The sequence below is a fragment of the Paucibacter sp. M5-1 genome (assembly GCF_027498415.2).
Lineage (GTDB): Bacteria > Pseudomonadota > Gammaproteobacteria > Burkholderiales > Burkholderiaceae_C > Roseateles_E.
Window position 1 is genome coordinate 3,986,947 of sequence record NZ_JAPZLM020000001.1, and the last position, 14,238, is coordinate 4,001,184.

Genomic DNA, 14,238 nt, shown 5'->3' on the forward strand with positions numbered 1-14,238 from the left:
TCGGGCCTCAGGCGGCCAGTGGCGCGGCGTCCAGCAGCTGCTGGGCCAGTGCGCCGATGCGGCGCAGCGCGCGCGGATGCTGGGGCCCCCAGTGGCCGCCGACGCCGAGCCGGATGCAGTGGCGAAAGCGCGGGCTGGCACTGAACATCAGGCCCGGCGCGATGCAGATGTTCTCGGCCAGGCAGGCCTCGTACAGCGCCACCGAGTCCAGCTGCGCCGGCAGCTCGACCCACAGGATGTAGCCGCCGGCCGGGTCGGTGACCCGCGTACCCTTGGGGAAGCTGGCCGAGATCAGGCCGCGGGCCGCGTCGACCCGGGTCGCCACGGTGGCGCGCAGCTGGCGCAGCGCGGCGCCGTTGCCGGCCTGGTTCAGCAGATCGGCCAGCGCCAGCTCCAGCACGGCGGTCTGCGCGCCCGACTGCACGGCCTTGGTCTGCCGCAAGACCTGACCCCAGCGACCGGCCTCGACCCAGCCCAGGCGCAGGCCCGGGGCCAGGGTCTTCGAGAAGGAGCCGCAGATCATCACATGGCCGCTGCTGTCGAAGGCCTTGACGGCGCGGCGCCGGTCTTCCTGCTCGGACAGCTCGTTGTAGAGCACGTCCTCGATCAGGGCCACATCGTGCTGCGCCACCAGCTGGGCCAGGCGGCGGCGTTCCGGCACCGGCATGCTGGCGCCCAGCGGGTTGGACAGGGTGGGCACGACCAGCACCGCCTTGACAGGCTGGGTCTCCAGCGCCAGCTGCAGCGCATCCAGCGAGATGCCGTGGCGCGGGTGGGTCGGGATCTCCAGCGCGCGCAGATGCAGGCTTTGCAGGATCTCCAGGAAACCGTAGTAGCAGGGCGATTCCAGTGCCACCACATCGCCGGGCCGGGTGACGCTCTTCAGGCACAGGCTGATCGCTTCCATGCAGCTGTTGGTCATCACGATATCGTCGGCATGCAGCTCGCAGCCCAGGCCCAGCGCATGGCGGGCGACCGCGCGGCGTGCGGCCTCCATGCCGGGGCCCGAGGGGTATCGGCACAGCAGATCGCGATGGCGCAGCACCGCGCGCGCCAGCGCCCGGCGCACCCGTTCCTGGTCGAACAGCTCGGGGCCGGGGCAGGCGGCGCCGAAGGAGATGATGTCGTCCCGGGTCGAGAGCTGCAGCACCTGCTGGCCCAGCTGGTCGAGCCGGACCGCGCGCGAGCGGCTTTCGGGCCGCGAGGCCTCGGGCTCGGGCAGGCGCGGCGGCCGGCTGGAGACAAAGTAGCCGGAGCGTGGCCGCGCCTCGATCAGCCGCGCGTCCTCCAACCAGCGGTAGGCCTGGACGGCGGTCGACTGCGACACGGCCTGGCTGGCCGCCAGCTCGCGCACCGAGGGCAGGCGCTCACCGCGCTTGAGAGTGCCGGCGCGGATCGAGCGGGCCAGGCGTTCGGCGATTTGCAGGTACAGCGGGTCCATCGCCCCATTCTGTATGGTGGTCGGCGGGTCAGGCCAGTACAGATCGGGGCCAAGCCGGCCAACACAGTGCTGCTCGCTGCGCTGGCTGTGCGCTTGCCTTGGGCCCCGGCTGTCGCTGGCGGGGCCGGGCCGGTCTTCCTAAGCTGGGGCCATGGACACGATCAGCACCCCACAGCGCATGAACTACCAGCAGGCGCCGCGCTGCCTGCAGCTGGGCGAGCAGCAGCAGCTGCTGCTGACGGTGCAGGCCGGCCGGCTCTGGCTGACCCGGGAGGGCGAGGCCGAGGACCGGGTGCTGGTCGTCGGCGAGGCGCTGCGACTGTTCGGGCCGGCCCGCCTGCACCTGGGCGCCTTCGACGCCGCAGGGGTGGACTTTGTTCAGAGCTTGGGGATGCGGATGCGGCTGATCATCAGCGAACCCGACAGCGCAAACAGCAGCACCAGCGGGTGGAAGAAGAAGCCGGCGATCTCCAGCTTGCCGAACCACAGCTGATCGCCCAGCGCACCCTGGGCGGCCGCCACCCACATCACGAGTACCAGGGTCAGCGAGGTCGGGATCGGCGTGCCCTCGAAGTACTTGACCTTGTCCGAGCCGGCGCTGAGCTCCTCGGCCGTGACGTTGTAGCGCGCCAGTCGCGAGACGCCGCAGGCGACGAAGAAGACCAGGATGATGCGGTCGTACAGGCCCTGCATGCCGCAGCCGTAGGCGATGGCGGCGGGCGCGACACCGAAGGAGATGATGTCGGCCAGCGAGTCGAGCTCGCGGCCCAGGCTGGAGCTCTGCTGGCGCCAGCGTGCGATGCGGCCGTCCAGCACATCGAACACCAGGGCCGCAGGGATCAGCGCGCAGGCGTAATAGATGTGCAGCACCTCGCGGGTCTGCAGATAGGTCATCACCGCGAACAGCGCGCCCATGCCGCAGAAGGCATTGGCCAGCGTGAACCAGTCGGCGAGATGGAACTCGCGGATCATCGAAAAAGGCTTAGGGCGATTCATGCCGCAAGCATAAGCTCAGCGCGGCTGCTCGCCCTCGGCCGCCGGTTCGCGGCTCGGCCACAGGGCCTTGTGCGCCAGATGGTAGGCCAGCAGATGGGGCGGCATGCGCAGCCAGTGGGAGCGCAGGTACAGCGCCTGGCGCGCCAGCCGGGCTGCGGCCGAATCGCAGCTGGCATGCAGCGGCAGCAGGGCCCGGGCGTAGCAGGCGTCCATCAGCGGCAGCAGGGCTTGCGGAGGCGCCCCGGCGCGGCTGGCGTCCAGCACCTCGGCCGGCACCGGCGTGTCGAGCAGGCGGTGGGCGTAGCGCAGGGCATAGAACAAGGGCTGCTGCAGGCCCAGCGTGGCGGCACGGGCCAGCAAGCGCTCCCAGAAGCCTGTGCGCTGACCGAAGTCCAGCATCAGGCCGCGCAGATCGAACAGGTCGCGGGCACCGTGCTCGAACTCGCCCTCATGGAAGAGGTGGGTGGCGCTGTGCAGCAGCATGTCCGCCGGCGCCAAGGTGAACAGGCCGGGGTAGGCCGGCAGGGCCTGCAGCTGGTCGAACAGCGCTGCCGTGTTCACTTTCAGGCGGGCGGTCTCGGGCAGGATGGCGTGGTGAAGATCCAGGCTGCTGCCGCGCCGCTCGTGGTACAGCGGCGGAATCTCATGCATCCAGCGCCGGTAGTAGCGCTGGTCATAGTCCGAGACATCCTGGGCCCGCCAGCCGGCCCGCAGGCAGGCCGCCTCGGCCTGATCGAGAAAGGCCTTGGGCACCAGGATGTCCACATCCGAGAACAGTCGGCCCTGTGCCATCGGCAGCTCGCCGAGCAGATAGGCCGCGCCCTTGAGCAGCACGACCGGCGCCTGCAACTCGGCCATGGCCTTGCCGATGCAGACCGCCTCCCAATGGATGGAGAGCTTCTGGCGGGCGGCAATCTGCTGGGCCGCACGCAGGTGCGGCAAGACCGCTGCGGGCACCGCGTCCAGCATGCCGGCCGACTCGAGTTCGCAGGCCAGCTTGGCCAGCAGATTGGCGCGGCGGCTCTGACGGATCAGCAGGTCCCACTGCAGCGCGCTCAGGTCGCGCGCTTGTTGCGGCGCCAGCAGGATGTCGAAGACGAGGGGGCGGGTTCGCATCGGATCAGGCGGCGGCCAGCGCATCAAAGGTCCTGACGGCGTCTTCAAGCGCGCTATAGCTGAACTGATAGCAGTCGCAGCTGTCGATGATGCTCTCGACGGCCCGGAAGGCGCGTTGGCCATGGATGTCGTAGTTGTAGGACTGCTCGGCCACCAGCAGAAAGGTCTGTGCCTTGCTGTGCAGCTCCAGCGTGGCCGCTGCATCGGGAACATAGCGGGGCAGGACCAGCCAGCGCAGGCGTGCCGGCTCGGTACGGCGTCTCACGCTTTCGTCCGGCGGGCGCATCAAGGCCACCGTGCCCTTGCTGGTGTCGGCGACCGGCGCGGTGAACACGGCCTCCGGCGCAAAGCGCTGGATCACCTCGATTGAGCGGTTTTTCAGATTGACCGGGCGGGCCATGCCGTGGACCAGGCCGCTGTCCATATCGTAGAGCGCGAGCTCATCGCTGAGCAGTCGCCAGCCCCGGTTCACCAGACCGGCACACAAGGTGCTCTTGCCCGAGCCGGGGGGGGCCGGCAGCAGGGCCGCCATGCCGTTCTTTTCCACCACGGCGGCATGCAGGATCAGGAATTGATGGCCATGCGAGGCGACACACCAGTTCAGGCCCCACTCGAACATCACCGGGGCGTGATGCGCGGGCAGCGGCACGAAGGCCGCACGGCCATCGACCGAAAATCGAGCCTGCGGCCGGTACCAGCGGCGCAGACCGGGCTCGCGACTGACCTGCACATGGAAGTCGCTGAAGCCGTCGTCGGGCAGGCAGGCGAACTCGCCGTAGAGAAGGCGCAATGCAGAGGCCGCTTCGGGCACGTCGGATTGCAGCCTGGCGCTGAAGGGATGGATGTCGAGCCGCAACTGACCCCGCGCCAGACGGTCGCGCAAGTCTTCCAGGGTCAGGGATGCAATCTTCACGACAGCTGCTCGTGCAGCAATCCAAGTGCTTGCAAATGGCGCAGCGCGGAGTGGACACGGAATTCCGCTTCGCCGTCCTGCAGGGACGGCGCGTCGTCGAACAGCAGACGACTCAGGGGCTCGACCTCCAGGGGCTGACTGTCCGCCAACTCGAGCAGTTCGAAGGCCAGCGCATCGAGAAAATGGGTGTCGCCGGAGGCTTGATCAAAAACCACGCCGCCGATATCACCGTCCCAGTACCGGCGAATCTGAGCAATGCCTGACGGCAACCATCTGCTGGACAAGCTGTGCTGCCGACCGTCAGACGACCAGCCAGTTGCTTTCCAGGTACTGCTTCATCTTGGCCCAGTTCCAGGCCGGCGAGGTGTTGGGCAGGCCCGTCGGCACATAACGATCCGGGCCCTGCTTGGCCATCCAGGTGACCTGATCAACGCCTTTGCTATCGCGGAAGCAGGCCTGCAGACGAGTCTTGTAGATGCCGGGGGTCAGCAGCATATTGAGCTTGGCCACGGTCATATAGGTCGCGAACTCGGTGGCGCCGCCCAGGCCTCGCACCGCGTCCCAGACCTTGAGGCTGTTGCTGACGCCATACAGACCGCCGGAACCGAAGATCTGACCGATCGTGCACTGCTCCTGGCAATTTTGCACCGCAGACTTGGTGACAGTCTTGCCATTGACCACGGTCGAGGTTTGCTTGTAGCCGCAGTATTCGGCGAGCACCTGGAACGGGGTCTTGGAGGATACCGTCCCGTAAACCGTGTTGTTGCGCCAGTGACTCTTGCCCCAGGTCTCGGATCCGGTCACCACAGCCGCGTCCATGCGCGCCTTGACACTGGCGGCTGTCGGCACGAGCTGTTGTGAACCCCAGGCCGAGGTGGTGTTGCAGTGCCAGGCCATCACCGGCCGGCTGGCCAGGGTCAAGGTGACCGGCACGGTCGATGCACCCAGCTTGATGAAGCGACGTCGCCGAACCGCACTCAGTGCCTTGGCTGCTGCTTGAGCTTGCTCTTGTGCTTGAATGTCGTCGTTCATTTCGTTTGCCTCTTATGCACGCCGCTACGCCTGCCATGGGCATGCGAACCACGGCTGCTTTTTACTGACAAGCAGTGTTCCACACAAAGCCCGGCCAGGAAAGCGCACAGTCCCCCCTGAACGAGTGGCAGGAAACCGTCACATCTTTCGCCTTAAGTTTGCGCTCACTAGCTGACCAGGCGAGCATCTTCGAGCTTGGTCGGTCGCCCGAACAGATATCCCTGGGCCAAGGTGCAGCCCAGCTCCCGCAAGCGCATGGCCTCGGCCTCGGTTTCCACCCCCTCGGCCACAGCCGTCACACCCAGACCCTCGGCCATGCGCAGCACGGCGGTCACGATGGCCATGTCCTGGGCGGATTTGGACAGATTGCGGATGAAGCTCTGGTCGATCTTCAGGCAGTCGAAGGGCAGGCGCTGCAGATAGGCCAGCGAGGAATAGCCGGTGCCGAAGTCGTCGATCGCGATCTTCACGCCCAGCGCGCGGATCTGGCGCAGCCGCTCCTCGGTGACGCTGTCCTGGCCGATCAGCAGCGACTCGGTGATCTCCAGGGTCAGGTGACGGGCCGGCAGGCCGTTGTCGCGCAAGGCCTGTTCCAGCGTGATCGCGAAATCGGACTGGATCAGCTGGCGCACCGAGACATTGACATGCAGCTCGAAGTCGCTGGCCAGGCGCGGCAACAGGCCGGCGATGTCCCGCATCGCCTGGCGCAGCACCCAGTCGCCCAGTGCCAGGATCAGATCCGACTCCTCGGCCACCGGGATGAACACCCCCGGCGAGACCAGGCCCCGCTCGGGGCTTTGCCAGCGCAGCAAGGCCTCGACGCCATGGACGGCGCCGCTGGCCAGCTCGACCACCGGCTGGTAGTAGACCCGCAGCTCTTGTTTCTCCAGCGCATGGCGCAGCTCGGTGGCCAGGCGGGCCTTCTGCACCGACTGCTCCATCATCGCCAGCTCATAGACCACGCAATGGCCACGGCCACGGCGTTTGGCCTCGCCCAGGGCGATGCTGGCATTGCGCAGCCAGTCGCCCAGGGCCTCGCCGGGCAGCAGTCCGCCGACCGCGCCGACCGAGGCGCTCATCAAGACCTCGTCCTCGCCCGAGGTGAAGGGCAGCGCAAACAGGGCCAGCACCTGGGCGCCCAGCACGGCCGCCTGCTGCTCGGCCTGCTGAACGCCCAGGTGCAGCACGGCAAACTCGTCGCCGCCGATGCGGGCCAGCAGCAGCGGCCCGGGCAGCTGCGCGCGCAGGCGTTGCGCCATCACCTGCAGCAGCCGGTCGCCGGTGGCGTGGCCGACGCTGTCATTGATGGCGCGGAACGAGTCCAGCGCGATCAGGGTCAGCACCGCCGGCCGGGGCTGCGGCCAGTCGGCCTGCTCCAGCAGGCCGCGGCGCGTCAGCAGCTGGGTCAGCTCGTCATAGATCAGCTGCTCGCGCATGCGCGCGAACGAGCTCTGCAGACGCTCCGCCATCTCGTTGAAGGCCCGCACCAGCAGCGCGGTCTCGCGCAAGGCGCTCCCCTGCTCGATGGCGTTACGCCCGCCCTCATGGCTGAGCCAGCGGCCGCGTGCCAGCAGATTGGCGGCCGCCGCCGTTTCCAGGATGGGCCGGGTGATGCGGCCGATGCCCCACAGCCCCAGCAGGATGGCCAGCACGGCGATGCCGGCCATCATCAGCATGCTGCGGGTCTGGGCCGTCCGGATTTCGCCCAGCAGGGCCGCCTCGGGCACCAGGGCCACCACCCGCCAGTCCAGGCCGCGGGTGTCGGAGTAAGGCGTGACGCGGCAGAAATACAGCTCGCCCTCGTGCCGGATCGTGAAGCCGGCGCCGCTTTCGGTCGGCGCGGCGTCGATCTGGGCGGCCACCGCGCGTATCAGCGGGTTGGCGCTCTCGCGCATCAGCAATCGGGTGCCGCTGCCGGACTCGGCGAGCACCGAGCCCGGCTCGGAGTGGGCCACCAGGCGGCCGTCGAGCTCGGTGATGAAGATGATGCCGCTGCCGCGCAGCGGCTCGTCGCGCAGAAAGCGGTTCAGCCCGTCGAGCTTGACATCGGCCGCCGCCACGCCCAGCCACTCGCCGTTGCGCAGCACCGGCGAGATCGCCGAGATCGCGACCTCGGCGCGCTCGTCCTTGTTGATATAGATCGATGACCAGCCGGGCCGGCCGCTCAGCGCGACCGGTCGGTACCAGGGCCGGCCGCGCGGGTCGTAGCCCGGGAACTCGGCCACCACCGTGCCGGGACGGTCGCCCTGGTAGATGCGCAGGCTGTCCTCGGTCGCACTGTCCTTCAGCATCAGGGTGAAGTCGCCGCCGGTTTCGCGCCGCAGCCCGGCGTAGTCACCGGCCTGGCTGCCGAAGCTGAGCACGCTGAGCTGCTGCTGATCGGCGAACAGCTCGCCGTAGACGCCGCGCAGATAGCGCTGGACCGGGCCCATATCGCCGGGTCTGTAGAGATCGTGCCGCGCGATCGCGTCGGCCACCATCAGCTGGGTGCGAAAGGGTTCGTCCAGGAACAGCGCCAGGCGGTTGCGCGAGCTGGCCGTCAGCGAATCCAGCAGCCGGCTGCTCTCCTGATGGATCAGCCGCTCGATCTGCCGCTGCTGGGTCAGCGCCTGCAAGGCCACCGTGCCGGCAAACAGCAGCACAAAGGGCACGGCGATCGCGGTGCGCAATGTGGGGCGGTGGGTCAGGAAACGCATCGCCGGGATTATCCGGGCCGGTGCCCGGCGCCGCGCGGGGAACTGGGGGTGGTTTTCCCGCCTGCTCAGAGCTGGGGTGCCTTGAAGCTGTCGCAGGCACCGAGCTCGCCGGCCTCCAGCCCGCGCTTGAACCAGCGCACGCGCTGGGCACTGCTGCCGTGGGTGAAGCTCTCCGGCACCACGGTGCCCTGGGACTGGCGCTGCAAGGTGTCGTCGCCGATCTTGGAGGCCGCGTTCAGCCCTTCCTCGATATCGCCGGCCTCCAGCCAGGCCGCGCCGCGCTGCGAATGGTGGGCCCAGACCCCGGCCAGGCAGTCGGCCTGCAACTCCAGCCGCACACTCAGCGCGTTGTACTCGCGCTGCGAGACCCGGCCGCGGGCCTGGTCCAGCTTGGCCGAGATGCCCAGGATGTTCTGCAGATGGTGGCCGACCTCATGGGCGATCACATAGGCCTGGGCAAAGTCGCCGGGCGCGCCGAGGCGCTCGCGCAAGGTGGTGTTGAAGCTCAGGTCGATATAGACCTTGTGGTCGCCCGGGCAGTAGAACGGACCCATCGCCGCCTCGCCGATGCCGCAGGCGGTCTCTTTGGTGCGGCCGCTGAACAGCACCAGCTTGGGGGGCTCGTAGCGCTGCTGGCGGTCGGCGAAGTATTTGCCCCAGACATCTTCGGTGTCGGCCAGCACCACGGCGACAAAGCGGCCGGCCGGGTCTTGCGGCTTGGCCGCCGGCACCTCGCTGCGGCTCTCGGCCGGCTGCGGCAGGCCCGCGCCGCCGCCGTCCAGCAGGCCCAGCACCGTCATCGGGTTGATGCCGAAGGCCCAGGACGCCAGCAGCGCGATCACGATGCCGCCCAGGCCCAGCCCGCGCCCACCGCCCAGGCGCCGTGGACCGGGGTTGGCGCCGCGCTGGTCTTCCACGTTGTCGCTTTCGCGCCGACCGTCCCATTTCATAGTGCGCCCTCAGGTTTGCTGCCGTGGCTGCCGATGTTACGGTCTGGGCACCGGAAAAGAGGAAATGAATGAGCGCAGGCCAAGCGCCCGACTCCTTGGCTGAGGTCTTGCTGAGTTTGCAGCAGGACAGTCAGCTGCTGCTCGCGCTGTTCGATGAGCGCGATGTGCTGCGCCATGCCAACACGGCCTTCCGCCATGCCTACAAGGCCGAGCCGGACGGGCGTCTGGTCTGGGCCGAGATCATGCGGGCCAACCATGCGCTGAGCCAGGGCGCCATCATCGAGGCCGACGATATCGAGGCCTGGCTGGCCTCGGCGGCGACGCGGCGTGGCAAGCTGCCCTGGCGCGCCTTTGAGGTCGATCTCTGGGACGGACGCTGGGTCTGGGCCACCGAAACCGTCCATGCCAATGGCTGGCTGCTGTTCGTGGCCAGCGACATCACCGGGCTCAAGCAGGAGAGCCGGGCCCTGCGCCAGGCCCATGTGAAGGCCTTGCGCGCCTCGCAGACCGACGCGCTGACGGGACTGAGCAACCGCCGCCACAGCCTGCAGCAGCTGCAGCAGCTGCTGACGCAGAGCGAGTCCTGGCCGCTGTGTGCGGTGATGCTGGACCTCGACAATTTCAAGCGCATCAATGACGAGCTGGGCCACGCGGCCGGCGATCTGGTGATCCGCGACTTTGCCCGCCAGCTGCAGGCCAGCATCCGCCGCGAGGACGGCTGCGGCCGGCTCGGCGGCGAGGAATTCGTGCTGATGCTGCCGAACGCCGGCCGCGGGCAGGCGGCCGCTATCGTCGAGCGCCTGCTGGCCCGGGTGCGGCAGGCGCGGCCGCTGCCGGCCGAGCGCGGCTACACCTGCTCGGCCGGTCTGGCCGAAGCGCAATGGGGCGAGACCGCCGAGGCCTTGCTGGAGCGTGCCGATGCGGCGCTGTACCGGGCCAAGGCGGCCGGGCGCGACCGCATGGAATTGGCCGACTAAAGCTGCTCGCGCAGCCAGGCCTCGGCATCGCCGAGACGCTCGAAGGCGGCGAAGCGGCGCCCGTGGCGGGCATAGATCCTGGCAAATATCGGCAGCATCAGGTCGCGGCCCTCGACCTCGGGGGCGACCACATAGGCCACCGCCAAGGGGGCGGTCTTGGCCTGGCTCATGGCCTGCAGGAACTCCTCGAAGCAGGCCAGCGCGTCGGGCGAGGCCATCAGGCTTTGATGCATCACCAGGATGTCGCCGAAGCGGCCGCCGATCGGCACGCTGGCGAACAGATCGCGCATCGCCAGCCCCATCGCCAGCACGCCTTCACGGTTGAAGGGGCCGCTGGCCTCCAGCCTGACGATAGAACCCTCGGCCCAGATGTCGACCTGGCCATGGGGTCGGAAGATGCCGGTGGCGAAGGCGGCGCTGGTGCGTTTGGACTGCTCGATGTTCACGGCCGGCATGGTAGCCGGCCCGGCTAGATGGCGTACCAGAGCGCGGCGAAAAAGTGACAGGCAGACCCGCCCATCACCAGCAAATGCCATACAAGATGCGCATAGCGCACGCGGTGGTCGAGCAGGAAGACCAGGGCGCCGACGGTGTAGCACAGCGCGCCGGCCACCAGCCAGCAGATGCCGGCGGCCGGCATCTGCGGCAGCAGCGGCACCAGCGCGGCCAGCACCAGCCAACCCATCGCGACATACAGGCCGGTCGACCACAGCGGATGGCGCAGCCGGTCCATCAGCTTGGCCGCCACGCCCAGCGCCGCGCAGGCCCAGACGGTGCCGAACAGCGACCAGTCCCAGGGCCCCCGCAGCGCCCCGAGCGCAAAAGGCGTGTAGCTGCCGGCGATGAAGAGGTAGATGGCCGCGTGGTCGAGCCGGTTCACCCAGCTCTTGGCCCGGCCCTCGGGCAGCGCGTGGTAGAGCGCCGACACCAGGTAGAGCAGGATCATCGTGGCCGAAAACACACTGGCCGCAACCACCTTGCGAGCCGAGCCCTGCTGGGCGGCGAAATATGTCAGTATCGGCAGCGCAGCCACGGCAAGCAAAAAGCCCAGACCATGACTGATGCAGTTGGCGAGCTCCTCGCCGAAGCTCTGGGCCCGCGCTTTGATCGGCTGTTCGTTCATCTCATTGTGGATGCTCGCCGCGAACCGATGGCACCTTGATGACAAGCCCGAGCCCTTTTCGTCGCGATGGCAAGCAGCGCCGGCGCTCGCTGCTGGGCCTGGGTCTGGCCGGCCTGCTCGGCGGCGCCCGGGCGCAGCAACGCCTCACCGTGCTGCTGGAGGAGTTCGCGCCCTATTCCTTCAGCGACGCCCGGGGGCAGGCGGCCGGCTATGCGGTGGAGCTGGCGCGCGAGCTGCTGGTGCGGGCGCGGATCGCGGGCGATTTCGAGTTCAGCTCCTGGCCCCGCGTCTCGCGCCGCGCCCAGCTGCAGGCCAATGTGCTGCTGCCGGCCATCGTGCGTCTGCCCGAGCGTGAGGCGCAGTTCCACTGGGTGGCACAGATCTCGGTGCGCCAGGGCTGGTTGTTCAGGCTGCGCTCGCGGCCCGATGTGCGGCCGCGCGACCTCGACGCGGCGAGGGCCTATCTGACCGCCGTGATCAAGGACGATGTGTCCGAGCACGAGCTGGTGACGCTGGGCTTCTCGCCGGACCAGCACCTCGATCGCAGCGCCGACTACGACATCATGCTGCGCAAATTCTTTGCCGGGCGCAGCCAGCTGCTCGCGCTGAACCGGGTGCTGGCGCCGGAGCTGCTGCGCCGCCATGGTCACGACCCCCAGCTGATCGAACCGCTGCTGAAGTTCTCGGAATCGCGGCCTTGGATTGCGCTGAGCCTGCCCAGCAGCGCGGTGCTGGCCCAGAACCTGCGGCTGGCCTGGGACGGCATGCGCCGCGACGGCACGGTCGCGGCGCTGGCGGCACGCTATGGCATGCCGCTGCCGGACTGAGGCGGCTTTTCCGGCCGCCTCAGGGCCGGCTCAGGGCAGGGACAGGGCCTGGCCGAGCGCCTCGGTGGCCTCCAGATTCAGGCGCAGCGACTGGCCGACCTTGAGCTTGTCGCGGAAGCCGTAGAAGACCTTGCCGCCGCGTTCGACGAACAGACGCTCGAAGCCCAGGCCGGCGGCCTGCGGCGGCAGCTTGGCCAGGCGCAGCACGCGGGCATCGCCGAGTGTCTCGATGCTGTAGCTGCCGCTGCCCAGCTTGTCGCAGTTGCGCGCATGGTCGTCGCTGGCGCGCAGCACGCAAGTCCAGTAGGTCGTGGTGTTGCCGGGGCCGAAGGAGACCCGCAGCCGACGCAGTCCGCTGCGGTAGTAGCTGCTCGGTGCCGTGAAGGCGGCATCGCTGACATTGCCCAGGCTCAGCGAGGTGGCGCCCCAGGCCTCGTTGCGGCTGCCGTGTACGGCCGGGTTGGCGGTGTAGCTGCAGGGCGTGCCGGGCACCGCGGCGACCAGGCTCTCCAGATCGGTGGCCAGGCTGCGCAGGCTGTCGGCGGTGGCCGCGGTCCAGCCGTCGCAGCTGGCACGGTCGCCCTCGCGCAGGGCCTGGACATGGATGTAGACCCGGTCGGCGGCGGCCGTGCTGTAGGCATCGGGGTTGCTGAGCTGCCGGCTGTCCTGCGTGATCAGCACCGAGCCGGCCGGGAAGGGGGCGGCCAGCTCGGCGGCATAGCGCTGCGGGTCCGGACCCCAGCCGGCGAAGCTGCCCTGGTCATCGGTCGGTGGATGGGCGCGGATCTGCTTGACGATCTCGCCCATCGCGATGCCGGAAATATCGCGCAGCGTGCGCTTGTTGCCGGACTTGAAGGCCTTGCAGTACAGCGATTCGCTGCGTCCCTGGGCGTCCCAGGGCGTCGCCTGATGAAGATGCTCGGCCGGGCAGTCGAACCACTCGCTGCCGGTCCAGAACACCTGGTTGCGCAGCCAGTTCTTGCTGCCCTCGCCGAGGCGGTTGACGCCGAACTCCTGATGGCTTTTCAGCACGCCACCGACCGTGGTCCGGCTTTCGCGGTATTCGGTGTAGTGGCGCAGTCCCTGGGCATCGGGTGTGTTCTGCGCGGCGGTGGATTCGTAGGTACGGATGTAGTAGTTGCCGGGATCGCTGAAGCTGAACCAGCGCAGCGACAGGCCGGCCTTGGGCGCCGACGCCGCCTCCTCGGGGGCGCCGGGCGCCTTGCTCTGGGCGATCAGCGTGGCGATATTGCTCTTGCTGAGACCGGCGGCCTGCGCCAGGTCCTTGGCGGCGGCCAGCATGGCGGCCGCGCGGGCCTCGGCCGTGGCGGCGTCCTGCAGCGCCGGGGCGATGGCCGCCCCCATCAGCTCGGGCAGCAGGGCCACCAGGCGCTTGTTGATCTCGGTCTCGATATCGGCCTTGCTCAGCGGGCTGCCGGCGCTGTCGGTGGCGCCGGCCGTGTCGCCGAGCTGCTGCTGCTTGGTCAGCACCAGCAGGCGGGCCAGATCGGCCGCCAGCTTGGCGCCGGCATCGCTGCCCTGGCTGAAGTCGCCCAGCAGCGGGGTGTCGATGCTGAGCTGCTGCTGCAGCGCCTGCTCGGCCGCCGCCGTGCTGCTGCCGCTGCTGGCGGCCTGGATCTGCACCAGGGTGCTCAGCGGCGAGACCACGCTGCCGGCATCGGCCGGTGCCGTCATCATGAAGGCGGTGGAGACAGGGCCGTGGTCCTTGTCGATCGCGTCGGTGCCGATCTGGGCCAGCACCACATGGCGGCTCATCTCGGCGCTGGGCACCTTCAGCGTGACACGGCCCTCGGCGTCGCTGCGGCCCTGCACCTCGTCGCTGTCGCAGCTGCTGTTGCCATTGGCATCCAGGCATACCAGTGCGTGCTGGATCGGCCCGTCCAGCACGCGGATACTCATATCGGTGGTCTGCGCCACGGCGGGTTCGGGATCGGAGTCGCTGCCGCCGCCGCAGGCGATCAGCGCGGCGGCGGCGATCAGGCCCGGGCTCAGGCTGCGGAGGCCGGGTGGCGAGGAGAAGCTGGGCTTGGACATGGGGAGCTCCCTTGGCGTGAGTGGACGATGGGGTGTGGGCTTGCGCCACGTCCAGACACTAGACAGCCGGGCCGGCGTTCTCGCCCCCTCGATAGGGGGCGACATCGAGCCG

General features: G+C 68.9%; 14 protein-coding genes. 3 read left to right on the forward strand and 11 right to left on the reverse strand.

Going from position 1 to position 14,238, the window contains the following annotated elements:
* Window positions 1–7: 7 nt before the first annotated feature.
* On the reverse strand, window positions 8–1,441 hold the full coding sequence (locus O5M90_RS18830) for an aminotransferase-like domain-containing protein (protein ID WP_269839938.1): 1,434 nt from the start codon (window positions 1,439–1,441) through the stop codon (window positions 8–10).
* A 151-nt stretch (window positions 1,442–1,592) separates the two neighbouring features.
* Between O5M90_RS18830 and O5M90_RS18835 the strand changes: the two genes are divergently transcribed.
* A complete protein-coding gene (locus O5M90_RS18835; RefSeq protein ID WP_269839939.1) occupies window positions 1,593–1,934 on the forward strand; it encodes a DUF2917 domain-containing protein in 342 nt (113 codons plus the stop codon).
* Here O5M90_RS18835 and pssA read toward each other — a convergent pair.
* The 7 genes from pssA to ypfJ form a co-directional block, all read right to left on the reverse strand.
* The gene (pssA, locus tag O5M90_RS18840; protein WP_269839940.1) at window positions 1,820–2,437 is read right to left on the reverse strand and encodes a CDP-diacylglycerol--serine O-phosphatidyltransferase; all 618 of its coding nucleotides are present in this window, start codon (window positions 2,435–2,437) and stop codon (window positions 1,820–1,822) included. The genes O5M90_RS18835 and pssA overlap by 115 nt on opposite strands.
* Before the next feature lie 15 nt (window positions 2,438–2,452).
* Window positions 2,453–3,553, reverse strand: coding sequence for a nucleotidyltransferase domain-containing protein (locus tag O5M90_RS18845; RefSeq protein WP_269839941.1), 1,101 nt, complete (start codon window positions 3,551–3,553; stop codon window positions 2,453–2,455).
* A 4-nt stretch (window positions 3,554–3,557) separates the two neighbouring features.
* Entirely contained in the window at window positions 3,558–4,466 is a 909-nt protein-coding gene (locus O5M90_RS18850; RefSeq protein ID WP_440402255.1) for an HprK-related kinase A, read from the reverse strand.
* Window positions 4,463–4,750, reverse strand: a complete 288-nt coding sequence (locus O5M90_RS18855; RefSeq protein WP_269839944.1) for an HPr-rel-A system PqqD family peptide chaperone — start codon at window positions 4,748–4,750, stop codon at window positions 4,463–4,465. Before O5M90_RS18855 ends, O5M90_RS18850 begins: the two co-directional genes overlap by 4 nt.
* A gap of 16 nt (window positions 4,751–4,766) precedes the next feature.
* On the reverse strand, window positions 4,767–5,498 hold the full coding sequence (locus tag O5M90_RS18860; RefSeq protein WP_262971843.1) for a hypothetical protein: 732 nt from the start codon (window positions 5,496–5,498) through the stop codon (window positions 4,767–4,769).
* 167 nt (window positions 5,499–5,665) lie between these two features.
* Window positions 5,666–8,194 carry a bifunctional diguanylate cyclase/phosphodiesterase gene (locus tag O5M90_RS18865; RefSeq protein WP_440402256.1) on the reverse strand — a complete coding sequence of 843 codons (2,529 nt, stop codon included), beginning with the start codon at window positions 8,192–8,194 and terminating at the stop codon, window positions 5,666–5,668.
* Between the two features lie 65 nt (window positions 8,195–8,259).
* On the reverse strand, window positions 8,260–9,144 hold the full coding sequence (ypfJ, locus tag O5M90_RS18870) for a KPN_02809 family neutral zinc metallopeptidase (protein WP_269839946.1): 885 nt from the start codon (window positions 9,142–9,144) through the stop codon (window positions 8,260–8,262).
* A gap of 68 nt (window positions 9,145–9,212) precedes the next feature.
* Here ypfJ and O5M90_RS18875 point away from each other — a divergent pair, with 68 nt between their 5' ends.
* On the forward strand, window positions 9,213–10,121 hold the full coding sequence (locus O5M90_RS18875; RefSeq protein ID WP_262971840.1) for a GGDEF domain-containing protein: 909 nt from the start codon (window positions 9,213–9,215) through the stop codon (window positions 10,119–10,121).
* Here the strand turns inward: O5M90_RS18875 and O5M90_RS18880 are convergent.
* On the reverse strand, window positions 10,118–10,567 hold the full coding sequence (locus tag O5M90_RS18880) for a hypothetical protein (protein WP_440402257.1): 450 nt from the start codon (window positions 10,565–10,567) through the stop codon (window positions 10,118–10,120). The genes O5M90_RS18875 and O5M90_RS18880 overlap by 4 nt on opposite strands.
* A gap of 23 nt (window positions 10,568–10,590) precedes the next feature.
* A complete protein-coding gene (gene trhA / locus O5M90_RS18885; RefSeq protein WP_269839948.1) occupies window positions 10,591–11,244 on the reverse strand; it encodes a PAQR family membrane homeostasis protein TrhA in 654 nt (217 codons plus the stop codon).
* 38 nt (window positions 11,245–11,282) lie between these two features.
* Between trhA and O5M90_RS18890 the strand changes: the two genes are divergently transcribed.
* Window positions 11,283–12,071 carry a substrate-binding periplasmic protein gene (locus O5M90_RS18890; RefSeq protein ID WP_269839949.1) on the forward strand — a complete coding sequence of 263 codons (789 nt, stop codon included), beginning with the start codon at window positions 11,283–11,285 and terminating at the stop codon, window positions 12,069–12,071.
* Window positions 12,072–12,101: 30 nt separating this feature from the next.
* On the opposite strand, the gene O5M90_RS18895 is transcribed toward O5M90_RS18890, so the two are convergent.
* Entirely contained in the window at window positions 12,102–14,126 is a 2,025-nt protein-coding gene (locus O5M90_RS18895) for a hypothetical protein (RefSeq protein ID WP_269839950.1), read from the reverse strand.
* Window positions 14,127–14,238 lie beyond the last annotated feature (112 nt).

Bases quoted from the DNA above. Each gene is read 5' to 3' on its own strand.
- O5M90_RS18830 (WP_269839938.1), bottom strand. From the start codon at position 1,441: ATGGACCCGCTGTACCTGCAAATCGCCGAACGCCTGGCCCGCTCGATC.
- O5M90_RS18835 (WP_269839939.1), top strand. From the start codon at position 1,593: ATGGACACGATCAGCACCCCACAGCGCATGAACTACCAGCAGGCGCCG.
- pssA (WP_269839940.1), bottom strand. From the start codon at position 2,437: ATGAATCGCCCTAAGCCTTTTTCGATGATCCGCGAGTTCCATCTCGCC.
- O5M90_RS18845 (WP_269839941.1), bottom strand. From the start codon at position 3,553: ATGCGAACCCGCCCCCTCGTCTTCGACATCCTGCTGGCGCCGCAACAA.
- O5M90_RS18860 (WP_262971843.1), bottom strand. From the start codon at position 5,498: ATGAACGACGACATTCAAGCACAAGAGCAAGCTCAAGCAGCAGCCAAG.
- O5M90_RS18865 (WP_440402256.1), bottom strand. From the start codon at position 8,194: ATGCGTTTCCTGACCCACCGCCCCACATTGCGCACCGCGATCGCCGTG.
- ypfJ (WP_269839946.1), bottom strand. From the start codon at position 9,144: ATGAAATGGGACGGTCGGCGCGAAAGCGACAACGTGGAAGACCAGCGC.
- O5M90_RS18875 (WP_262971840.1), top strand. From the start codon at position 9,213: ATGAGCGCAGGCCAAGCGCCCGACTCCTTGGCTGAGGTCTTGCTGAGT.
- trhA (WP_269839948.1), bottom strand. From the start codon at position 11,244: ATGAACGAACAGCCGATCAAAGCGCGGGCCCAGAGCTTCGGCGAGGAG.
- O5M90_RS18890 (WP_269839949.1), top strand. From the start codon at position 11,283: ATGACAAGCCCGAGCCCTTTTCGTCGCGATGGCAAGCAGCGCCGGCGC.
- O5M90_RS18895 (WP_269839950.1), bottom strand. From the start codon at position 14,126: ATGTCCAAGCCCAGCTTCTCCTCGCCACCCGGCCTCCGCAGCCTGAGC.